At 71.0% G+C, this 22,621-nt stretch carries 15 protein-coding genes; 2 read left to right on the top strand and 13 right to left on the bottom strand.

The genetic code is table 11. The annotated features are described in order from the left end of the window. Positions 1 to 7: 7 nt before the first annotated feature. Together ACIBG7_RS35530 and ACIBG7_RS35525 are read right to left on the bottom strand one after the other, a co-directional pair. Complete coding sequence (locus tag ACIBG7_RS35530) at positions 8 to 1,042, bottom strand: ABC transporter substrate-binding protein (RefSeq protein WP_357935905.1); 1,035 nt, start codon at positions 1,040 to 1,042, stop codon at positions 8 to 10. 1,210 nt (positions 1,043 to 2,252) lie between these two features. After that, entirely contained in the window at positions 2,253 to 2,492 is a 240-nt protein-coding gene (locus ACIBG7_RS35525) for a hypothetical protein (protein ID WP_357935907.1), read from the bottom strand. 101 nt (positions 2,493 to 2,593) lie between these two features. Here ACIBG7_RS35525 and ACIBG7_RS35520 point away from each other — a divergent pair, with 101 nt between their 5' ends. Next, on the top strand, positions 2,594 to 2,743 hold the full coding sequence (locus ACIBG7_RS35520) for a hypothetical protein (RefSeq protein ID WP_397339092.1): 150 nt from the start codon (positions 2,594 to 2,596) through the stop codon (positions 2,741 to 2,743). Between the two features lie 71 nt (positions 2,744 to 2,814). On the opposite strand, the gene ACIBG7_RS35515 is transcribed toward ACIBG7_RS35520, so the two are convergent. The 8 genes from ACIBG7_RS35515 to ACIBG7_RS35480 all read right to left on the bottom strand — a co-directional run bounded on the left by ACIBG7_RS35515 (position 2,815) and on the right by ACIBG7_RS35480 (position 13,290). Then, a complete protein-coding gene (locus ACIBG7_RS35515) occupies positions 2,815 to 4,515 on the bottom strand; it encodes an amylo-alpha-1,6-glucosidase (protein WP_397339091.1) in 1,701 nt (566 codons plus the stop codon). 22 nt (positions 4,516 to 4,537) lie between these two features. After that, positions 4,538 to 6,238: a hypothetical protein gene (locus ACIBG7_RS35510; RefSeq protein ID WP_397339090.1), complete on the bottom strand. Its 1,701-nt coding sequence runs from the start codon at positions 6,236 to 6,238 to the stop codon at positions 4,538 to 4,540. Between the two features lies 1 nt (position 6,239). Next, positions 6,240 to 8,147: a glycoside hydrolase family 127 protein gene (locus ACIBG7_RS35505; protein WP_397339089.1), complete on the bottom strand. Its 1,908-nt coding sequence runs from the start codon at positions 8,145 to 8,147 to the stop codon at positions 6,240 to 6,242. Between the two features lie 18 nt (positions 8,148 to 8,165). Further along, positions 8,166 to 8,972: a carbohydrate ABC transporter permease gene (locus ACIBG7_RS35500; protein WP_397339088.1), complete on the bottom strand. Its 807-nt coding sequence runs from the start codon at positions 8,970 to 8,972 to the stop codon at positions 8,166 to 8,168. Then, the gene (locus ACIBG7_RS35495) at positions 8,969 to 9,898 is read right to left on the bottom strand and encodes a carbohydrate ABC transporter permease (protein WP_397339087.1); all 930 of its coding nucleotides are present in this window, start codon (positions 9,896 to 9,898) and stop codon (positions 8,969 to 8,971) included. The genes ACIBG7_RS35500 and ACIBG7_RS35495 overlap by 4 nt, the downstream gene beginning before the upstream one ends. A gap of 11 nt (positions 9,899 to 9,909) precedes the next feature. Beyond that, on the bottom strand, positions 9,910 to 11,160 hold the full coding sequence (locus ACIBG7_RS35490; protein WP_397339086.1) for an extracellular solute-binding protein: 1,251 nt from the start codon (positions 11,158 to 11,160) through the stop codon (positions 9,910 to 9,912). Between the two features lie 66 nt (positions 11,161 to 11,226). Continuing rightward, the gene (locus ACIBG7_RS35485) at positions 11,227 to 12,252 is read right to left on the bottom strand and encodes a LacI family DNA-binding transcriptional regulator (RefSeq protein ID WP_397339219.1); all 1,026 of its coding nucleotides are present in this window, start codon (positions 12,250 to 12,252) and stop codon (positions 11,227 to 11,229) included. A gap of 135 nt (positions 12,253 to 12,387) precedes the next feature. Beyond that, positions 12,388 to 13,290 (bottom strand): NB-ARC domain-containing protein, encoded by a 903-nt coding sequence (locus ACIBG7_RS35480; protein WP_397339085.1) that lies wholly within the window; start codon positions 13,288 to 13,290, stop codon positions 12,388 to 12,390. Positions 13,291 to 13,303: 13 nt separating this feature from the next. Between ACIBG7_RS35480 and ACIBG7_RS35475 the strand changes: the two genes are divergently transcribed. Next, positions 13,304 to 16,411, top strand: coding sequence for an AfsR/SARP family transcriptional regulator (locus ACIBG7_RS35475; protein ID WP_397339084.1), 3,108 nt, complete (start codon positions 13,304 to 13,306; stop codon positions 16,409 to 16,411). A 39-nt stretch (positions 16,412 to 16,450) separates the two neighbouring features. Here ACIBG7_RS35475 and ACIBG7_RS35470 read toward each other — a convergent pair whose 3' ends face one another. The 3 genes from ACIBG7_RS35470 to ACIBG7_RS35460 form a co-directional block, all read right to left on the bottom strand. Further along, positions 16,451 to 20,353 carry a hypothetical protein gene (locus tag ACIBG7_RS35470; RefSeq protein ID WP_397339082.1) on the bottom strand — a complete coding sequence of 1,301 codons (3,903 nt, stop codon included), beginning with the start codon at positions 20,351 to 20,353 and terminating at the stop codon, positions 16,451 to 16,453. A gap of 21 nt (positions 20,354 to 20,374) precedes the next feature. Continuing rightward, positions 20,375 to 20,974 (bottom strand): RICIN domain-containing protein, encoded by a 600-nt coding sequence (locus ACIBG7_RS35465; protein ID WP_357935939.1) that lies wholly within the window; start codon positions 20,972 to 20,974, stop codon positions 20,375 to 20,377. A 63-nt stretch (positions 20,975 to 21,037) separates the two neighbouring features. Next, on the bottom strand, positions 21,038 to 21,592 hold the full coding sequence (locus ACIBG7_RS35460) for a hypothetical protein (protein WP_397339081.1): 555 nt from the start codon (positions 21,590 to 21,592) through the stop codon (positions 21,038 to 21,040). Between the last annotated feature and the right edge of the window lie 1,029 nt (positions 21,593 to 22,621).

The raw sequence follows: 22,621 nt of genomic DNA, 5'->3' as shown, positions 1-22,621 counted from the left end.
CACCCCGTCACCCGCCGACTTGCTCGGTCCACGTGCGCAGCACCTTGTCGCGGTTCTGCGCGGCCCACTGCACGTCGAAGTCGACCAGGTTGAGCTGGTCGAGTGATACCGCCCCGGCGGGCACGGCCACGTCCTTGCGGATGGCCGTGCGCTTGCTCAGGTCTGTGTGGAGCTGATTGGCCTCGCGACCGAGCATCCAGTCGACGAACCTCTTGGCCGGTTCGGCGTTCGGGCCGCCCTTGACGATCGAGACCGCTCCCACCTCGAAGCCCGTGGCCTGCGGATAGACCAGCTCCAGCGGGTATCCCGCCTCGATGGGCTTGAGGATGTCATGGCCGAACGCGACCGCGAGGGGATACTCGCCCGCCCCTGCCATCCGGGCGGGCGCCGCGCCGCTGTCGGTGTAGTGGGCGACGGTGGTGTCGAACTTCTTGATGAACTCCCACGCCCGTTCCTCGCCGAGGCGGAAGATCTGGGTGGCGACGAAGTTGTAGGCGGTGCCGGAGGAGGCGGGACGGGCGATGACCAGCTTGTCCTTCAGCGCCGGGTCGAGCAGTTCGTCCCAGGTCTTGGGCACCGGGCGCCCGCCCATCTCCTCCTTCCAGCGTTCGGTGTTGACCGCCAGGCCGAGCGCTCCCACGTAGAAACCGTGCCAGTGGTGGGCCGGGTCGTAGAAGCGCTTGTCATAGTCCTTGGCAGAGGAGGATTGGTACGGCTGGAGCAGCCCGGACAGGGCGAGTGCCTGGTGGTTCTCGCTCGGGCCGCCGAGAATGACGTCGCCGGTGGGTTTGGCCTTCTCGGCCTGCACCCGGGCGACGATCTCGCCGGCGCTCAGCCGGACGAACTCGGTCTTGATACCGCTGTGCTCCTCGAAGGCCTTGAGTAGCCGGGCGGTCTCGCTCTCGTGCAGGGCGCCGTAGACGACGAGCTTGCCGCCTTCCCGTGCAGCGGTCGTCTCCGGCCCGCCGGAGCCGCACGCGGCGAGCACCAGGACGGTGGCTGCGCCTAAGGAGAGCAGGTGCAGACGCTTCGCTCTGAACATTCTTGGTCTCCTCGCGACAGGTGAGCGGGGGTCATTCACACGCTGTTCACACTGGAAGCTGCCAGAAGTGTCCTTAGGACCGTATGTCCTGTCAATAGGTCCTCTTATTATCATTACTGCCGAGCGATGCATGGGCGGGACCGCCCCAATGGAGTCCTCTGGCCTGGTCCATGACCACATTGCAGCCTGAACCCGCACCTGGCCTTCGGCTCCCGGCGCCCACTCCTGCCTGGATCAGGCGCTGGCCCGCACCGAGTTCCAGGCCGTGCTTGGTGTGCTGCGTTCCGGTGACGGGTCAGGACGCCGCTGGTGCCGGGTTCGCCGAGTGGGGTGAGGGGCTCGGTGCCGTGGATGACGACGTCCCCGGTGATCTGGTCCAGGTCAAAGGCGCCGGCGGGCAGCTCGTGCCGTACGGACGGAGACGAGGTTGGAGGAGTCAGAACTTCACAGGTATGGTTCGCGGCCCACCGACGGCCAGGGCTTCCTCGCGCTCCAACTCCTCCCCCGGCATCGCCGGCTCCAGGTTCGGCGGCCTGCGCGCACCGCACCCGCGTCACCGAGGAATCCACCCGGGCTGTCTTCGTCCTGGAACCCCTTCAGGCCACCCGCAACGGCCACCTGCTCATGAGCACGGCAGAGGAACTGAACGACCTGCTCGCCCGGATACCGAACCTGCGATCCCGAGGGGATCATGGCCGGCGCAGGTGAGCTCGCCGCTCAAGTCGAGCAGTGCTAACGCACATCGCCATTCCCCTGGACGAGGTCCAGGGGAATCCGTCCTGCTAACAGCGCTCTCCCTCAGGGCTCGGTCGTACGGGCCGCACATCAGCGTCGCCGCAGTCACGTTCGCCTGTGGCAGTCATCGGGCCGCATGCCGTGGGCCAGTGTCGGAGGTCATCGGCCACTCGAGTTCGCCCGCCGCCGCTTCGCCGGCTGATGGCTCGTATCAAGCAGGCAGGACGAGGATCTGACGACGGCCCGTTCACCGAAGACTCCCTTGCCAAGCTCGCGCTGGCCGCCACCGCCCGCGAGCTGGCCGACTTCGCCGCCGGGTTCGTCGCGGTCTACCCCGGCCGGCCCTGTGAGGTGGTCGAGTGGGAGGACATCGGCCCGCCCTGGACATCACCAAGCAGTCGGCGCACGCCCACTTCCGCCAGGCCGTCGAGGAGTGGGAGCAGGTGGTACGCCGCCCTCTGGTCATCGAAGAGATCTATGGCGTGTCTGGCCTGGAGACGCGCGTGGGCTCACGGATGCCCGCCGGCACCGCCCGGCCGGAGGAGACCGCCGCCCACCTCGACCGGTGGGCGCTGGCGCACGCGGCCGCCGACGGCCGCCCCGCTCTGGGCGCCGACGAGCACCGGCCGGTGTCGGGCGGGATGACCCGCATGGACCCGCTGACCGAGCTGATGACGCTGACCGACCGCACCGCCGCCATCCGCGATGAGTTCATGGAGCCGCCGCCGCACCTGATGGCAGGTGCTGCGCAACCTCGCGGCCATCCTGGAGAGCGAGGGAGCGAGCCTGGCGAGCATCGTGCACTGACGCATCGCCGTGGTCGATGGGCACGCGTTCGACGAGGGCGTGGCCGCCTTCCAGGAGGTGTGGAACCGGGCCGACCCGCCGCCGGCGATCACCGTCCACGTGGTGGCCGGCCTGGGCCCGGGGTTTCTCGTCGAGATCGACGCCGTCGCCGTCGCATGAGGCGGCCGCGGCGCCCAGCGGGCGTCGTCATGCGCCACTCCGCCGGCTTGCCGCCGGCTTCGACAGCACGCTCACGGCGAGCTGAGGCGCCCGCGTCGCGCACGAGCCGAGGACGAGGTTCGCCTCACGTGGGCGGCGGCCAGGTGGAGATAGGCGGCGGCCGTCCAGGTGTAGGCACGATCGCGCAGGCCCTGGCCGGTGCGGGCGTCGAAGTTCTCGGCGAACCCCGCCATCTCACACAGCGCGCGGAAGCGGCTGCTGATCTCGTCGGCCAGATCCGTATACCCGGCGCGGCGCAGCCCGTCCTCGATCAGTACGGTCGAAGGCGCCCAGATGGGACCGCGCCAGTAGCCGTCGTCCAGGTAGTGCGGCGAGTCCGGCGACTCGGTCGCGAGCCCGAACGCGGTCAGATGCCGCTCGATCCCGGCGGCCAGCGCCGCCCGGACGGGACGCGGCAGCTCCTTCCCCAGCACGATAGGCATGAGGTCGAGCAGGCTTGAGCTGGACCAGGAACGTCCCGACAGCACGCCACGGGCGACGAACCGTTCACCGTCCCACAGCTCGGCGAGCAGGGCGTCGCGCATCCGGTCGGCCTGCGCGCTCCACCGGCCGGAGGCGGCCTGGTCGGGGGCCAGGCGAGCCAGTTCCCGCAGTTGGAGGATGAGGAAGGCGGCCAGGTCGGCGCTCTGCACGACGCGTTCAGTGTCGAAGGTGGTGGCGTTGTCCCAGCCGCTGTCGTTGCCGTGCTGGTAGTGCGGCAGCTCGTGGCCGGGGACGCGGCGGGCGGTGAGCCAGAAGATGGTCCAGCGTTCCAGCAGCGGGTATACGTCGTCCGGCGCCGCGGGAAGATGCCGCAGGGCCCAGCCGTGGACAGGCGGTTTGACGAAGTTGTAGAGGACTTCGGAGTGCGTGATGGAGTCGGGCAGAGCGCCGGAGGCGTCCTGGTGGTCGAAGGGGAGGCGATACTGGTCCCAGGCCAGGCCGGGCAGGCCCGCGGCCAGGGCGATGGCGTTGAAGCAGTGGTCCCAGCTCCACACTTTGTCCATCCAGTGCTTCGACATCAGCACCGCCGGGCGGGTGACGAAACCGGCCGGGCGCACGGTGGCCGACCACAACACGTACGCAGCCAGTTCGGCGGCGGGCGTCCGGTTGCCGCGCCACGGCGCGACCGCCTCCGCGAACGCCTCGAACTCCGCCCGCGCCGCCTTGACCACCTGATCGAAAGAGTTCTGGGCGGCGTAGGGAGCGCGGGCGGTCTCGTACTCCTCGACGGCGATCTCCCACTCGCCGCTCAGGCGGATTCCCCGCTCGGCGGCGCCGAGCACCTGCGCGCCCAGGTGCTCGGCCCGCCCGCCGAGAAGGGTGATCCGGTAGCGGCGACCGGTCTGGTAGAGGGTGAAGACGTACGAGCCGTCCACGGGGTCCTGGTAGAAGTACGGCCCGCTGAACGGCGTCAGGACCGGGTCCGCGGCCAGCAGGCGCAGCCCGAGGCCGCGGCCTCGCACCCGCACCGTGTCCACGCTCTCGTAGGCGAGGTCTATCAGACGCTCGCCGTCCTGCCAGGTGAGCCGGTGCGGGGTGGCCGTGATCGCGGCGGCGGTCTCGGGGATCAGCTTCATGACCGCGTGCATGCCGCTCTGGTGCGAGACCAGATGCACCTCCTCCGCGTAGGTCCCCTCCGCCACCACGGGCGAGAAGCCGAACCACGATCCGTGGTAGCTGAACGGGATCTCCCATGGGGAGAACATCGGGCCTGAGGCGGCGACAGTCATGGAGCCGAGCGTCCCTTCGAGATCAGGTGAGGTGGATGTAGTCCAGTTCGGCGTATCCGGTGCCGCCCGCGAAGTACGGCGAGCCCTTGGCCAGCCGGATCACGTTGTATCCGGCGCGGAGGTTGACGGTGGTGCTGACCGTGGCGCCGAACTGGCCCCAGCCGGCGGTCGCTGGGTAGCTGACCGTGCTCCAGGCGCCGCCGTTGTAGGCCAGACCCTGGGTGGCGGTGGCGCCGGTGCCGTTGGCGTAGCCGATGGTCATCGTGTACGCGCGGGCTGCGGGCACGTTGACGACGAAGTCGACGTAGCTGTCGGTTCGCGGGGTGCCGGAGTTGTCGATGCGGCCGACGTAACCGCCCGCCGACGCGCTGGCCGAGGTCAGCCGCTGGGCGCGGAAGACGGAGGCGTTCTCGGCCTCGTAGCGCTGCTGGTAGGAGGGCACGCCGGAGGCCGGCTCGACGACGAGCTGATAGGCGCTGGTGGCGACCATGTTCGGCACGGAAACGGTGAGCCGGCCGCCCGAGACGGCATGGGTGGTGGTGGAGACGGTGGTGGGGGCGGCCACGGCCGTGAAGCGGCCGCTGGAGGGGGTGGACAGGAGGGTGACGCGGACACTTGAGCCGAGCGCTTGCAGGCCGGTCAGGTCGATGGTGTTGGTGCCCGCCTCGTCGCCGAAGACCACGTTGACGATCCTGCGGGAGGGGTCGTAGGAGGCGAATCCGTCGAGTCCGGCCTGCCCGCCGGGCGTCGTGGCGACCATGTTGCCGGCCATGTCGCCGTACCACTTGTACAGCCACCACGTGCCGGTCGGCTGGTTGCCGCCGGTGACCAGGCCGTTCATGGTGCCGTACTCGTACCAGAAGGCGCGGTGCGCGGACTCGACGCCGCCGCGCTCGAACTTGGCGACGTAACTGGCCACCCGGCCGGGCACGTCCACCTCGGCGGGAGCGGCGTACTCGTTGATCGCGATGCGGCGCGGGCTGATGCCCAGCGACGCCTCCAGGTTGCGGTAGTCGGCCAGGTCGGCGGCGACCCTGGCCGGGTTCTGCAGCTCGTGCCAGCAGATGATGTCGGGCAGCGTGCCGGTGTCGCGGGCGCGGGTCAGGAACGCCTGCATCCAGGAGCGGCTGTAGACGGCCGTGCTCGGGCCGACGATCGGCGTCTGCGGGTCGAGGGCGCGCACGGCCCGGTACGTACGCACCCAGCCGTCGTTGAAGTTGCCCGCGGCGGCGGTGTTCCAGGTGAAGTCGGGCTCGTTCCAGAGCTCCCAGCCGAGGACGTTGGTGACGGTGGTGGCGTTGAGTCGCGCCCGCACCATGGTGTCGACCTTGGCCAGCCAGTCGTTCCAGCTCACCCACCGGTAGGGGAAGTCGGGGTAGATGTCGGGCATCCGGATGAACTGGCCGGCCCCGACGCGGTCGGCCTGCGGGGCGATCAGCAGCGAGTCGCCGCCGGGCGGCTGGCCGTTGGGTCGCTGGCCGACGCCGGGGGCGGGCTGCGTCAGCGAGTTGACCTTGATCGGCAGCAGCGTGGAGTCGGCCGGGCGGGAGTTCTCCGCCAGCCCGTACAGGCCGCCGGAGGCGGCGTGCGTGACGGGGCGGAACGGCTGGGCGACGTTGACGGTCAGGGTGGCGCCGGCCGCTCGGGCGGGGGTCGCGGCGACGCCGATGGAGGCGGTGGCGGTTGTGAGCGCTAACAACAGTGCTCTGACGCGTGGACGCATGTCACTCTCCTTCAGGGGTGGGGGTGGCGGCGGGCAGCCAGACGCGCATGCCCGCCGGGCCCCGCTGAGCCCAGGAGTGGTAAGGCCGCAGCGGGAGGTCGATCCATCCGGCGTCGCTCTCCGGAGCCGCCGGACGGGTGGAATAGGGCCAGGCGCTGCCGGGATGCGAGGGAAGCAGGGCGCGGGCGAAAGCGGCGTCGTCACCTGCCTTGAGCCCGGCGCGGGTGTCGATCACGAGGGCGTCGAGCGCGGCGGGGCCGGGCAGGTCGTGCGATTCGGCGCAGAGCACCTCGGGGCCGCGCTCGACGGCGACGCAGCCGCGTACCGCGTCGATGCGCGGGTCGGGCCAGGTGAAGCGGGGCTCCACCGGCAGATCGAGCGTGATGAGGTCATCCGCGCGGAAGGCCCGCCGCAGCTCGGCCACGCCCGGGGCGACCTCCCGGGTGCGTCCCTCGTCGGTCAAGGTGGCTCCGGAGGCCCAGGCGGGGACGCGCAGGGTTAGTGTCCAGGGCGCGTCGGCGTCGGCCGTGATCCGTACCCGGACGGTCCCTGTCCGCGGGTAGCCGGTCTCGACCCGCAGGCCGGCCCGCCGGCCGCCCGGCAGCTCGGCGCTAATCGAGCAGGGGGCGTACTGGTGGAGCTGGAGGCCGTCGTCGTCACTGGTGGCGAGGTAACCGTGCAGGCCGGCCAGGGTGCGGGCGACATTGGTCGGGCAGCAGGAGACGTCGAACCAGGCGGCCCGGGTGCCGCCCTCGGCGCGCGGGCTCACCTCCTCCGGGTCGGCGGGTTTGCCCGGTGTGCGCTGGTGCAGGGGGTTGGCGTAGAAGAAGGCCCGGCCGTCGGGGCTCGGCGAGGCGGCGACGACGTTGTAGAGCGTGCGCTCGATCAGGTCGGCGTAGCGCACCTCGCCGGTGGCCAGCAGGAGCCGCCAGGACACCATGATCGAGGCGACCCCGGCGCAGGTCTCGCAGTAGGCACGGTCCGGCGGCAGTTCCCAGTCCTCGCCGAAGCCCTCGTCCTGGTGGCGCGAGCCCATGCCGCCGGTGATGTACGTGCGCCGCGCGACCGAGCGCTCCCACTGCCGTTCCACCGCGTGCAGCAGTTCGTCGTCGCCGAGCTCGACCGCCACGTCCACGGCCGCCGCGGACAGGTACAGGGCCCGGACGGCGTGGCCGCGCCACACGTCGGCCTCGCGGATGGGGAGGTCGTCCTGGAAGTAGGCGCGGCCGAGCGGGATGTCGCGCAGCGTCCCGTGGCCGCGTCGGTCGAGGAACAGGCGGGCCTGCTCGATGTAGCGCTCCTCACCGAGAGCGCGGCCGAGCTCGGCCAGGCCGAGCTCGATCTGCGGGTGGCCGCAGATGCCCGCCCGCCCGTCCGGGCCGAAGACGCGGCAGACATGGTCGGCGGCCCGGCGCGCGAGCCGTACCAGGTCGTCCTCGCCGTGCGTGCGCAGCCGGGCGACGGCGGCCTGCAGCAGGTGGCCGGTGTTGTACAGCTCGTGCCCGCCTTCGAGATCGCTGTAGCGCGGCGTCTGGTCACCATGGCCGAAACAGGTGTTCACGTAGCCGTCGGGGTCCTGGGCCCGGGCGACGCGGGCGGTGAGCCGCTTGATCGCCGCCTCGGCCTCCGGGTCGCCGGTCCGCGCGGCCTCCCAGGCCAGGGCCTCGAGCAGTTTGTAGACCTCGGAGTCGGAGAACGGCCAGCCGGGCCGGTCGGGCCCGGTGGTGCCGTCGGCGACCCGGTCGAAGTTGGCCAGCCAGCCGAGGCGCTCCATCCACGACTCGCAGTGGGCGAGCGTGGCCGAGGCGTTCACGACCTGCCGCTCGTGCCAGAAGCCGCCGGTGAGGCGGACCTGGGGGAGCCCGAGCGGACGTAGGCGGCCGTGGGAGGGCAGCACGGGGCTGCTCATAGGGCGAAACCTCTCTTGTCAGTCCTTTACCGCGCCCGCGGTGACCCCGGCGGCGATGTAGCGCTGCGCGAGGATCAGCAGGAAGGCCGCAGGGATAGACGCGATCACGGCGGTCGCCATGATCGAATTCCATTGCGTGGTGTTGTTGCCGATGTAGCGGAAGATGCCGAGCGTGATGGGGATGACGTCGCTGTTGCGGTTGAGCGTGGAGGCGAAGATGAAGTCCGACCATGCCCACAGGAACGTGAACAGCGACACGGTGATCACCGAGTTGCGGCTCAGCGGCAGGATGATCGAGCGGAACGTCCGCCACGTCGTCGCCCCGTCCATCTGCGCGGCCGACAGCAGCTCGCCGGGGATGCCCGCCATGAACGCGCGGAACAGCAGCACCCCGAACGGCACGGCGAGCGTCGAGTCGGCCACGATGAGCCCTGGGACGGTGTTGAGCAGGCCCAGCCTGATGTAGATCGCGTAGAAGCCCATGGCCATGACGACCGCGGGGATCATCTGGGCGACCAGCAGCAGGAAGTCGATCGCCCGCCCGCCGCGTGGGCAGAGCTTGGCCAGCGCGTAACCGGCCGGCAGCGACACCGCCAGCGTGAGCACGACCGTGCCCAGGCCGATGAACAGGCTGGTGGCCAGGGCGGGGAGTTGCTGGCCGAAGGCCGCCGCGTACCCCTCGAACGTGGGGTTCCATGGGAACCAGTGCGGCGGGTCGGCCCGCATGTCGCTCGTCCGCGTGAGCGAGACGTTGACCATCCAGTAGACCGGGAAGAGCATCACCGCCACCAGGACGACGCCCGCGGCCGTCTTCCACGCTCTCATGGGGCCTCCTTCCGCAGCCGCACGTGCACCAGCCCGGCGGCGAAGGCGATGAGGATGAGCAGGTTGCCGACCGCCGCCGCGGGGGAGAAGTCGGGCTGCCCGGTGCCGAACGCCTCGCGGTACGACCAGATCGCGAGCGTCGTGGAGGCGTCGGCCGGCCCGCCCCTGGTCATGATCCAGATGATGTCGACGACCTTGAGCGTGTAGATCAGGCCGAGCAGCAGCGTGATCGCCGACACCGGGCGCAGCAGCGGGAACGTGATGCGCCAGAACTGCTGCCACCCGTTCGCCCCGTCGAGCCCGGCGGCCTCGTACAGGGTGGCGGGGATGTTCTGCAGCCCCGCGTACAGGATGACCAGGTTGAACGGGATGCCGAGCCAGATGTTGGCGATCGTGACCGCCAGCAGCGAGGTGTCCGGCGAGGTCAGCCAGTTGATCTGGCCGATCCCGAACGCCTGCAGGGCCGCGTTGACGATCCCGTTCTCGCTGTTGAGCATCCACGACCAGGTCGAGGCGGACACGATCAGCGGCAGCAGCCACGGCACCAGGAACATCGCGCGCAGCACCGCCGACAGCCGGAAGCCGCGGTGGAAGAAGACCGCCAGGGCCAGGCCGAGCGCGTACTGCACGGCGATGGAGCCCAGGGTGAACAGCGCCGTGTTGCCCAGCGCGCGCAGGAACGCGCCGTCGGAGAGGATCTTGACGTAGTTGTCCAGGCCGGTGAACTCGGGATTGCCCTGGACGAAAGCGCGGGGCGTGTAGTCGTGGAGGCTGAGCTCGATGTTGCGGTAGAGCGGATAGGCGTAGAACAGCAGCAGGTAGACGATCAGCGGCGCGAGGAAAGCCAGCGTCGTCCACCGGAGAGGCCGCCGCGCCGCCCGGTGCGCGGGGTGCGCGAGCGCTCCGGCCGTGCGAATCGAAGCCATGGGGTGTCCGATCAGTCGCCGGTGGCCTGCTGGGCCTGGGCGTCCTTGAGCGCGTCAGCCGGGCTCGCCGCGCCGCTCAGCGCCTTCTGCACGCCGGTCCAGAGGGCCTCGGAGATCTTCGGGTACTTGGTGCCGAGGTTGTCGCTGGTACGGCCCTTGGCGGACTGGACGGCCGCCACCCACGGCTTCAGGCTCGGCTCCTTGGCGAGGATGGCCTGCTGTCCGTCGGCGGTGGAGGGGATGTAGTAGGCGAACGTGGTGCCGGTCTCGACCAGGCCCTCGGGCGTGGTCATGCACTCGAGGATCTTCTTGGTGACGTCGTAGCGCTTGGTGTCCTTCTGGACCGGGACTGTGATGAACTCGCCGCCCGTGGGCGTGGCGGCGGTCCCGCCGCCCTTGCCGGGGATCTGCACGATACCGGTCGGGAAGTTCGCCTCGGCGGCGCTGTTGATCTGCCAGGTGCCGTTCTCGGCGAAGGCGAACTCGCCGGTCAGGAACTCCTCCCAGGCCGTGTTCTGGGAGTTGCTGATCACGGAGTTCGGCGCGAGGCCGTCCTTGAGCCAGGAGCTCCACAGTTGCAGGGCCTCGATCGCCTGTGGCGAGTCGAGCTGCGTGAGCTGGGCGCCGGCGCCCCAGAACCAGGGCAGGAACTGGAAGGAGCCCTCCTCGGTGCCGATGGCGGCGAACGTGATCGGCTTCTTGCCGGCGGCCTTGACCTTCTTCAGCGCCGCGTTCAGCGACGCCCAGTCCTTGATCGAGGCGGGATCGACGCCGGCGTGGTCGAGGATCTTCTTGTTGTAGTACAGCGCGAGGGTGTTGGCGCCGATGGGGATGCCGTAGGTCTTGCCGTTCAGCTCGCCGGCGGCGATGAGGTTCTTGTCGAACCGGTTCACCTCAAGGCCGAAATCCGACATGGCGGTCAGCATGCCGGCGTCCGCCAGGGTCGAGACGGCCGGGTTGTCGAGGAGGATGACGTCGGGCGCATTGCCCTCCTGGCCCGCGAGAAGGGCCTGGTTGGTCAGCGCGGTGGTGTCGTAGGCGGTGCGCTTGATGGTGACGCCGGCCTGCTGTCCGCAGGTGCTCACCCGCCCGGCCCACGCGGAGCTCGCATCGTGCTGCGGGTACGGGTCCCACCAGGTGTACGCGCCGCCGCCGCTCGCCTCGGCGGGCGTGGCGCCGCTCTGAGGCGGCGTGGATGCGCAGGCGGCCAGAGCCAGAACGGCGGTGCCGATCATGGCGGCCCTCGCGGACGTACGGTTCATCCGATCTCTCCAGTGTTAGCGCTAACAATGAGCGCAGTGGAACGGTGTGGGCTGTCTTCCCCGAGGTCAGCGGGGAAGCGGGGGTGCGGTGCTGCCGAGTGAGACCAGCTCGGGGGAGATGAAGCGCACGACGAACGGCTCCTCACGGGCCGCCTGGGACTCCACGCGGCGCACGAGTTGGCGCACCGCCATGGCGCCCAGGCGGTCGGGTGCACTGTCGATATGGGAGTAGGGCAGGGAGAAGGTCGCGGCGAACTCGGGGGAGTAGCGCCCGATGACCGACAGGTCCTCAGGTACTCGCAGCCCTCGCGCGTGGGTGACGGAGGGCAGCGCCGCCGCGGCCGCCTCGTTGTTGATCAGCAGGCCGGTGGCTTCGGGGTGGGCGTCGAGGAACTGGTTGAGCAGGCGCCCCACGGCCGGTTGCCGGGACTCGCCGTACACGGCGTGCAGGGTGATGCCGCGCTGGCGGGCACGTTCGAGTGCGGCGTCGCGCAGGCGCCAGACGTACGCGCCGCCCCGCTCCACCACGTGCTCAGGCTGTGAGATGAGGATGAGCTCGCGGTGGCCGAGCCGGTGCAGGTGATCGACCATGGCCCGGCCGGCCTCCTCGAAGTCCAGGTCGAACACGTCCAGGCCGGAGCAGTCGCCGGGCAGGCCCACCAGTGCGCCGGGCTGCGGGGCGGCCCGCAGGATGGGCAGGCGGGGGTCGTCCTGGGCGATGTTCAGGAGCACCACGCCGTCCACCATCCGCGAGTCGGTGACGCGGCGCAGCGCCCGGACCCCGTCGGCCTCGGTGACCAGCAGCGTGTCATAGCCCACGTCCCGAGCGGTATTGGTGACGCCCAGGATGTACTGCAACATCGCGGGCGCGAACTCGTCTTCGTGGAACTGGGCGAGCAGACCGAGGACCTTGGTCTGGGCGGTGGCGAGCGCGCGGGCGCCTGCGTTCGGCGTGTACGCCAGCGCCTCGGCGGCCGCCAGCACGCGCCGGCGCACCTCCTGTGAGATGGGCCGCTTGCCCGACAGCGCGTACGACGCCGTGCTGCGGCTCACCCCAGCCTCCCGGGCCACGTCTCCGATCGTCGCCACCATCACCTCCTGATTGTCGAACCGGTTCGACGACATGCTGCACTGGTCCCTTGGCATCATTGACCCGAAGTCGCCTTCTTCCTGGAGATGGGCCGGCCTGCTTCACGCCGACGCATTCTGCTGGGTAGGCGAACCGGTTCAACGATGTGGCATGACTGTCGCGCCCCGTACGGGGGACGTCAAGACCGCCCACGGTCGGCGATACCGAATCGTAATATGTCGGAAACAGTGGAAGATCGCTCCACTGACGGGCGGGAAGGGGCTCGGTCGGGCCTGCAGCCGGTTGCCGGCGATGCGCAGCGCCAGCGGCAGGTTCTCGCACAGGCTCGCCACCCGCGCCACCCCGTCCGGGTCGGCCTGGGCCCGTTCGGCCCCGACGATGCCGCGCAGCAGCTCGGCCGCCTCCTCGGTGGCCAGGTGCGCGAGGGGGATCCGGCGCACGCCCTCCAGACCGGCCAGCGGCCGGCGGCTGGTGATCAGGACCATCACGGGACCGGCGGACGGCAACAGCGAGCGCACCTGGCTCTCGTGCGCCGCGTTGTCCAGGATGATCAGGCACCGCCGTCCGCGCAGCAGGGCCCGATAGTGGCCCGCGCGGTCCTCCTCGCCGGCGGGGATGCGCTGCTCGGCCACGCCCAGCGCGGTGAGCAGCCGCGACAGCGCTGTCCCCGCGTCGAGCGGGACCGGGTCCATGCCGCGCAGGTCCAGGTAGAAGCGGCCGTCGGGGAACAGGTCCGCCAGTTGCCCGGCGGCCCGTACGGCCAGGGCTGTCTTGCCGATCCCCGCGGTGCCGGAGATCGCGGCCACGACAGCGGTCCCCGCGTCCGATTCGATCGCGGTGTCGTGGTCTGCGGCGCGGATCGCCAGGTCGCGCAGCGTGCGCAGTTCCCGGGTCCGGCCGGTGAAGTCGCCCACGCCACGGGGGAGCTCGCACGCGCCCCTCGCCAGGGCGTCCTGGCGCAGCCGTCCGTCGCGCGCCGCCGCGAGAACGGCGAATCCGGCGGCACTAGCCTGAGCGGGAACGGCACTCGATTGGCGCATCGTGGGAGGCGCGGTGACCGCTCGACGTTTCTCGGTCCTCGGCCCGGTGACCGTGGCGCGTGACGGGAGGCACACCTCCGTCCCCGGAGGAAAGGCCCGCACCCTGCTCGCGGCCCTCCTGCTCCGCCCCAACCAGGTCGTGCTGCCGCGACACCTCGCCGAACGGCTGTGGGACGGCGACCCTCCGCCGAACCCGCGCCGGGCCCTGCAGGTCAACGTCGCGCGCCTGCGGCGGTCCCTGGACCTGAGCGAGGTGATCATGACGGTGCCGGGCGGTTACGTCGCCCGTGTCGGCCGCGGCGAGCTCGATCTACTCGACTTCCAGCGCCTGACCCAGGAGGCCGCCCTGGCGGCGACACCCGTGCTGGAGAGGCGGCTCCTGCGCGAAGCGCTCGCTCTGTGGCGCGGCCCGGCGTGCTCGGACGTGGAGTCCGGCACGCTGCACCGGCTCGACGTCCAGCCCCTCGCCGAGCAGCGCCTCCAGGCCCTCGAACGCCGCGTCGAGCTCGGCCTCCAACTGGGCGAGGGCGCGGACCTGGTCGCCGAGCTGCGGAACCTGACCGCCGGGCATGCCCTGCCGGAACGCTTGTGGGGCCGGCTCATGACCGCGCTCGACCAGGACGCACGCGGGGCGGCGGCCGCCGGGGCAGGCGAGGACCAGGCGCTGGGCGCGTTGCTGCGCGCCTGGCGGGAACGGGCGCTGCTGACCCAGGATCAGCTCGCGGAGCGGACCGGCCTCAACGTCCGCACCGTCCGCCGGCTGGAGTCTGGTCAGCTGCGCCGGCCGCGCCCGGCGTCGATCCGGCTGATCAGCGAGGCGCTGGACCTGGACCCGTCGGAGACGTCGATCCTGACGAGGTCCCCGAGCCCCGTCCCGTCACGGACGACGCCGCGCCAGCTTCCCGCCGACGTGGTGGCGTTCGTCGGGCGGGAGCGGGAGATGGCCGCGCTCGACCATCCCGGCGCCGGAGCGAGGATCGTCGCCATCGACGGCATGGCGGGGGTCGGCAAGACCGCGTTGGCCGTCCACGCCGCCCACCGGCTCGCGCCCGGCTTCCCCGACGGCGACCTGTTCCTCGACCTGAACGGCTTCAGCCGCGGCATGACCCCCGCCGACCCCGCCGACACGCTCGCCCGCGTGCTGGGCCTGCTGGGCCTCCCCGGGGAGTCGATCCCGCAGCACGCCGAGGACCGCGCGGCCCTGTATCGCAGCGTGCTGGCCGGACGGAGGATGCTCCTCGTACTGGACAACGCCGCCGGCGAGGATCAGGTGCGGCCCCTGTTACCCGGCGCGGGAGACTGCCTGGTGCTCATCACGAGCCGCCGGCGGCTCACCGGGCTGGACGAGGCCCGCACGGTGACGGTGGACGTCCTGCCGGAGGCGGAGGCGATCGCGTTGTTCACCGGCACGGCCGGCCGGGAGCGGCTCGCGGACGCCCCGTCGGAGGCGGTGGCCGAGGTCGTACGGCGCTGCGGCCTGCTGCCGCTGGCGATCCAGCTCGCCGCGGCCCGGCTGAAGGCGCATCCCGTCTGGAGCGTGAGCGACCTGCTCGAACGGCTGACGGCGCACGAGCGACGGCTGGGCGAGCTGCAGTCCGGACAGCGCAGCGTCGCAGCCGCGCTCGTCCTGTCCTACCGGGAGCTCACCCCCGCAGAACGGCGCGCCTACCGGCTGCTCGGGCTGCACCCCGGCGCCGACATCGGCTTCGAGGCCGCCGCCGCGACGCTCGCCGCCGGCACGGACACCATGACGCTGCTGGAGCGGCTGCTGGAGCTCAACCTGCTGCAGGAACGGGTGCCCGGACGCTACCGCTTCCACGACCTGGTCCGCGCCCACGCCGCCGAGACAGCCGCCGCCGAGGAACCGGAACCGGACCGGCGCGCCGCCCTGACCCGGCTGCTGGACCACTACGGCCAGGCCGCCTCGGCGGCGATGGACCGCCTCTACCCGTACGAGGCCGACCTACGTCCGCACCCCGCCACCGACACCATTCCCCTCCCCAGTGAGGCGGCGGCCATCGCCTGGCTGGAGGCGGAGCTGGCCAACCTGCTCGCTCTCGCCAGGTACGCGGCCGAGCACGGCTTCCCCAGCCACATCCGGCACCTGTCGGGCACCCTGCACCAGTGCCTGCGCACCCGCGGCCGCTACGCCGAGGCCGAGGCCCTGCTCACTCGCGCGCTGACCGCCGCGCTCGCGGTCTCCGACCGCACCGGGGAGATGGAGGCGCTCCTCGGGCTGGGAGAGATCCGCCACGCGCAGAGCCGGTACGACACCGCCGTCGCCGACACCACGCTCGCCCTGGACCTGGCCTGCGCCATCGGACACCACGCGGGCCGGCTCCGGGCGCTGAACAACCTCGGCGACATCCACCTCAGCTCGGCCAGGCTCAGCCAGGCCGCCGGCCACTTCGCCCAGGCGCTGGAGGTCGCCCGCGGGATCGGGCACCGTACCGGCGAACTGGAGGCGCTGACCGGCGCCGGCAACACCTACCGGCTGTGGGGACGCCACGACGACGGGCTCAGGTACCTCTCCCAGGCGCTCGCCCTCGCCCAGGAGGTCGGCCACCACACCAGCGAGCTGCGGGCGCTGACCGGCGTCGGCTACATCCACCTGGCGCGGGGCGGGTTCGGGGCGGCCACCGAGTACTTCGACCAGGTCCTGAGCCTCGCCCGCGCCACCGGCCACCGCACCGGCGAGCTCAACAGCCTCAACGCCCTGGCCCACCTGGCCCGCCTCCAGGGGCGGCACGAGCGGGCCCGCGAGCTTTATGCGAGCGTCGCCGGCCTCGCCCGTGAGATCGGCAACCGCAACTGGCAGTTCGAGGCCGTGTACGGCCTCGGCCGCCTCCAGCACGACACCGGCCACGACGAGCAGGCGATCGACAGCCACCGCCGGGCTCTCGACCTGGCCATCGAGCTCGGCCAGCCCAGCGACCAGGCACGCGTCCACGACGGCCTCGCCCACGCCCACGCCGCGCTCGGCCACCAGGCCCACGCGCGCCGCCACTGGGCCCACGCCTTGACCCTGCTGGCCTCGATGGGCATCGACCGGATGGACGAGAACGGGATCGACGTCGTGACCATCCGGGCCCACCTCGACGCCACGCCCCCGGACGCCTGACCAGGCGTCCGGGGAACCGTACCGGGAACCCTGCCTCGGTCAGCCGGTCAAGGCCAGTATCCGGGCCAGCGTGTCGGCATAGGCCGACGTCCCGCTGTCGTTCGGGTGGAACGACTCCCGGCTCAGACACACCGGGTCGGAGACGTCGAGCGGATTGAAGATGCAGCTCGCCGGGGCGTCCCCGGGGTGAAAGTCACCTTCGCCGTTCGGGGTGATCATGATGAGGTTGATCCAGGCGACGTCCGCGCAGGCCTCGTGGCCGCCGAAGTAGCCGATCGGGCTGGCCGCGTAGACCTCGATCCCTTCGTCGGTCTGAAGCTGGGTGGCCAGTTCCGCCTGCTTCCCTTCCATGTACCGGGCGAGTTCGGAGAGCGCGGCGGCCTCCCCATCGGTGATCAGGGCGGTGCCGGCGACGCTGCAGCCGCCCGCGGCGATCAGCTTCGGATAGCCCAGTAGGACGATCTTCGCGTTCGGCGCCTTGTCCGGGGCGTGGATGTCCCGGATGACCTCCTTCACCTTGGCGGCCGTCCTGTCGATGATCGCCTTGTACGTGGGCAGGAACGAGTCACCGGTGCACTCCACGAGCGGGATGATGCAGTTGCTGAGCGCGTTGGTGAAGGCCCCCTCGTCGTTGCCGCCGAGGGTGAGGGTGACCAGGGTGGTGTTCTCGTCGAGCACGCCGGACCTCATCTGCCCGACCTCGTGGAACTGGCCCTCGCCGCGCTTGTACCTGTCCGGGTGCTGCCACGACTCGGGGACCAGGTCCCCGGTCACATTCCACGTCTGCGCGCCGGAGCAGGCCACGAACCCCAGCTCGTGGTTGGGGTCGAAGCGGTCGACCAGCGTGCCCAGGTTCTCGGTGTCGCCCGGCAGGACCACCTTGCGCGGGTAGGCGTCGTTGCTGCGCCTGCAGGCGTTCCAGTCGGGCGTGCCGTGGTCAGCGTCGGACTCGGCGAAGTAGTTTCCGGCGCCTTCGCCGGAGCTGTAGGAGTCACCGAGGGCGGCGACGATGTGCCTCGGCTTGGCGTTGAGCTTCTGGACGGCGATCGCGTCCCAGCCCACCCGTACGGTGCCCTTGCCGTCCTGGGTGACGTTGCTGAGGCGGACGCTGGGCACGGTGCCGTTGAAGTTGTACACCCCCAGGGACACCCAGCCGTTGCGGCCGAGCCGCTGCGGCAGGTAGCGGCGCTTGTTGTAGGTACGGCTGCCGTCCACGTCGATCTCGTAGCGGGCCTGCTGCGTGCGGGCCCCGACGACCGGGAGGTGGACGAACACCCTGGCCCATCCGGCGCTCTGGTTCAGCGTCCAGGTGCCGACGGCGCTGCGGGCGGAGTCAGTGCCGGGGATGGTGTTGCTCATCCAGAACTGGCCGGCGAAACCGCTGCCTATCTGGTGCACGTCGATCTTGCCCGGATAGGTGCCGGCGGCGTCCGGCCGGAAGGTGAGCCGGAACGAGCCAGCCTCGGTGTAGGCCGGGGAACAGCCGGGTCTGACGGAGGGAACCGCCCTGGCCACGTTGTCGACGATGAGCGCGCCGGACGGCAGGCCGGCCAGGCCGCAGTTCGGCGGGTAGTTGGCGCCGTCCTCCTGGTAGGCGTAGCCGGGGTCGAAGCGGATGAACTCGCGGCCGCAGTCGTTCTGGCAGTCGGCCTTCCACGTGGCCGGGGAGTGGTACCAGCACTGCAGGTCGTACTGGCCGGCGCTGTTCTTGTGACCGCACGGGCCGGCGGGCTCGCCGATCACCTCAGGGGCGTTGGGCGGGTAGGAGGCGCCGGGAACGCAGTCGTTGCTCGCGTCGCAGAACAGCGTGGTGGGCGGCTGGACGAGGTAGCGGTCCGACGCCGTCAGCCACCAGGCGGGCACGAAGTTGTGGACGAGCTTGCCTGGGGTTTCGATGAGCTCGATCGGATGGCCGGCGAAGCCCATCACCTTCTCCGGGTACGGCCAGTCCTGAGGGTGGGCGGCGTCCGCGTACGACTCCTCCATGAAGGGGGTGCGGTCGGCGGGATAGCGCGGGTTGATCGGGTTGTTGAGCCAGCCCACGCCCCAGGGCTTCCCGTTGCCGAGGTTGGGGTGGAAGCCGGAGTTGTACGCCCAGGCGGCGAAGAACCAGTTCTCGATCCGGTCGGCGCTGCCGTTGTTGAGTCTCAGCCCGGCGCGGCGGGTTTCGTTCCACTTGTCCTGCAACATCTGCATGCCCTTGGCGATGTTGGCCGCGAAGTCCAGCGCGATCGCCCGCTGCTGGTCGAGAGGCAGCGCTGTCTCTCCCGGCCGCTCCTTGCCGGCCAGTCGCATGCCGTCGGTGACCTGCATGATGCCGTACCCGCAGTCGGCGTCCGCCCAGTTGATCGTCCAGTCGTCGCCTTCGTCGTCGTTGTAGTAGTCGATGCCGAAATAGTTGCCGATCAAGGGATTCGCGGTCACCCCAGGGATGGCGAAGCGGGCCGCCTGCCAGGTGTTCGACTCCTGGGTGGCCACGCCCAGCAGGACCTGCGCGGGCACGCGACCGCCGCCGTCGAGCGTCCTGGGCGGGAACAGGCCCTGCGGCGTGTAGGCGGGCATGCCCAGGTTCTTCCAGTTCGCCGGCCGCGGCACGGTGAGCCGGCCGTACACGGCCTGGTCGACGGCCCACTCCACCTGGCGCGGCTTGGGCTGCATGGTCTGGTTACGCGGGTCGTTGCGCGCCACCGAGCAGTACCGCTGGTCGCCGTCGGCGGGGGAGTGCGGGTCGCCGGCCGCGGCGGGCGCGGCCCTGCCGAGCGCGGGGCTCGGCTCCGCCCCGCCGCCCGCGCCCGCCACCGGCGTCACCGAGAGCGTGAACGGCTTGTTCGTGGCCAGCGACGTGGCGGTGATGTTCACCCGCTGCGCCGCGTCCGGTTCGGTGGGTGCCACCCGCGGGTCCTTGGTGCGCTCGCGGAGCACGGAGGTCACGGCGACGCCACCCGACAGCGACACGTCCACGTCGTCCGGCACGCCGGCGAGCGCCACGCTCGGCGCCGCCGCGCGGGCCTGCGTGGACTTGGCGCCCGTCACGTACACCCGGCCCCCGCGAGCGGAGCGTACGCTCAGGCCCGTGACAGCGCCGGTGGCCAATAGGGTCACGGCGTTCCCCCCGGCGAGGTCCACGCGGCGCACAGAGGCGGTTGCCTTGTCCTCCACCTGGGCATACACCACGCCGCCATCGGCGTCTGGAGCCAGCCGGTACGGCACGCCCCTCGCCCGGGCCAGCAGAGTCCGCGTGCCGTCGGGCCGTACCCGCACCAGCGCGCCGGAGTCGGCCGCCACGATGCCGTCCTTGGCGGGCACGGCCGACGTAAGCTGTCCCGGCACCTCGATCGGCGGCTTCACCTTCCCCTTCACGGTGTCCAGTTCCAGCAGCCGGGTCGCCGCCAGGTCCTCCCCGCCGCCCTGGGTGAGCACCGCCGACTCCGACGGGCCGCAGCCGGGGTTGAAGTAGGCCAGGCTGGTCTGCACCTTCAGCTTGCGCACCCGGCCGCCGTCGAGGTCCACGATCGCGGTGAACCCGCCGCGGTCGGCCAGCTCGGCCTTGTTGGGGAACGTGCGCGGCGCGTACACCACCACGGCTCGCTCGCCGGACGCCGTCACGCAGACGTTGCCGATCCACAGGTCGGTGTCGAAGCCCGGCTCCGACAGGGATGCCGCCGTCCGCCACCGGTAACCGTCCTTGGCGTCCGCCACCAGCACGTGGAAACCGGTGGCGTCGCCCGCGGTGGTCACCGCCCGATCGGACGACTTCTCCCAGTCCCCGCCCAGCAGCCCCGCCCGTTCGGCGGGCGCGACGCTCTCCGGCGCGGCGGCCTGGGTGGCCGGGACCGTGAGCTCCTGGCCAGGCGGCGGGGTCGGCGTCGCCCGCGCGGGAATCGGCGCGGATAACAAGGCCGAGACGGACAGAACGGCGGTGAGGGCTGCTCGGGCACGCATGGTCACTCCTCGGGCGAAGGGTCAGGCCTTGTACGACAGCCAGGTCTGATGGGCCCGACGGTGGCAGTCCCACTGAACGATCTTGGTGAGGTCGGCCAGCGAGCCGCCCTGGACCTCCATGCAGTAGTGCGAGGCGTCGTTCGTCTGCTGGTTGAGGTGGGTGCTGGTGTTGTACCAAACCTGGTTGGACAGGCCGAGGTAGCAGGTGTACTGCAGGAGCGGGGCGCCGCGCGTCATGGTCGGGATGGGTTCCAGGCACTTCCCGCTGTTGCCGTTGCCGATCAGGTGGAAGTCGATGGAGCCGTCGCCCTCGGTGTGCCACAGGTACCACATCTGCGAGGTCCGGCCGGCGATGCACCGGTACTGCACCGCCTGCGCGCCGCTGTCCTTGGAGGCGCCCCGGACGTCCAGGCATTTCCCGCTGTTGAGGTTCCGGTAGGTGTAGGGGCCGATCCAGGAGCCCTGCGCCTGGACGCCGTCCTTCGTCAGGGGTGGTGGCGGCGGCGGCACGTCCGCGCCGGCGACCGGTACGAACCGCGCCGCCGCGGTCGCCGTGCCGGACAGCCCGGCCGCCAGCAGGACCGCGGTCGCCGCGATGGTGAGAATGCGTCGGATGCCCATGGGCCTTCTTCCTCCGTGCTCGGTTGATGAGATCGATCGGGTCAGGCGGGACCCGCCCAGGTGCTATGCGCCGTCGACGGCCCACGCGTGCGTGAGCACGCCGTCGAGGTTCCACCGGGGCGTCGCGTCGGTGGTGTAGTGATTCATCAGGCGCGCGTTCACCGCACGCCACGCCCCCGACCGGCTGATCCGCCACACCGTGGCGAGCCGTTCACCCGTAGGGAGCGGGTTCTGGTCGACCTTGCCGTCCGCGTCGACGAAGCCGAGGACGCCTTCGTCGATGAAGGCGCCGCCGTCCCGCAGCGCGGCCGCCTCCTGCGGCAGCGCGAGAAGGTACGAGGCCCGGCCGACGGCGCGAAGCCGGTGGAGCGCCGTGCTGCCGGCGAACTGCGTACGGGAGACGTACCGTGCGGCCTGCACGCCCGCCGGGCCGAATCCGTGCTCGCGGATCGCCGCGTCCAGCTCCGTCTCGCTGGTGGTGTAGAAGTATCCGCCGATCGGGGTGGCCAGCTCGTACAGCCTGACTAGCTGGACCGAGCCCGTCCCGGCCTCGGCCGGCGAGACGGTCAGGGCCAGGAGGGACGCGGCTGTCGCGAGCAGGATCGAACGTCGTGACATGGACGTCATGGACAGTCCTCCACTCGAGGTCATCGGATCGCCCGATGGTGATCAAGGACGCCGCGCGGTCCGTGCCGCTCGCGCACGGTTCTGTCTCCTCCGAAGCCACAGACCGGCAGGTCCGTACGGCCCGAATCCTGCCAACGGCCAGCCACGCTCCCCAGGGCGCCAACCGGACATTTTCCGGACATCTCCCGCGCGCTAGGCCGAGCGACCAGATGCCGCGTCCGAGGACGAGTACCTCAGGGAACGACACAGGGTGCCTGGCGCTAGGCGGGCTGGCCGCCGTCGGGACCAGGCCGTCAGCTCATGCATTCCTGTTCCGGAGAAGGCAGCAGGTGACGGATTCACCAACGACGCCGCCGTGAACCCGTCGACGCCCAGCCCCGACTGAACGGTTCCGGGGGAACACCTGTGGCCATGGACTCGCTGCGGCCTGCTTCTGAGCCCTGATGGAACTGACGACAGCCCGCTGGACACGACCAATGGTGAGGTGATGCGGCCACCTGCGGATCCGCGTGAGCAGGCCGGCGGCTGGATCGCGATCCCGTAGGGGCGAATGTCAGAGCCGGGAGCCGTGCGGGCCAGGAGGTGCAGACAGCGGGGATGGACACGGCGTGTACGTGCGTGAAACAGGGCGCGAAACCGCACTCGGTGTCTGATCGCCTACTCTGCGATGGTTCCGTAGATGCGCACTGAGGGCGCTCGGAGTGCCGCAGCAGAGCCGCGACCTGTGCCGGGGCGGCTGGGGGCCCGGTCGCGGGCTGCTGCCTCTCATTTCCAGCCAGGAGACCTGCGATGCCGCCCCACTCGCTACTGGATCACAGCGGCGAACCGGTGCTGTGTGCGGCCTGTGAAGGTGTACGGCCGGCGAGCCGCCCGGAGAGCTACATCCCGGCCCGGGCTCGCCTGATCGTGCCCCACGGCTTTTCGCATCGAGCGCCATCAGAGGACGAACGACGGTCAGGTGGATCGTCCGCGGACCTCCCGCCCCGAGCGCGTAGCGAGGAAGCCGCCGCCGAGAACAAC

The organism is Nonomuraea sp. NPDC050328, assembly GCF_044459405.1.
Lineage (GTDB): Bacteria > Actinomycetota > Actinomycetes > Streptosporangiales > Streptosporangiaceae > Nonomuraea.
Note: the sequence above shows the minus strand (reverse complement) of the source record. Positions and strands in the feature narration are given on the sequence as shown.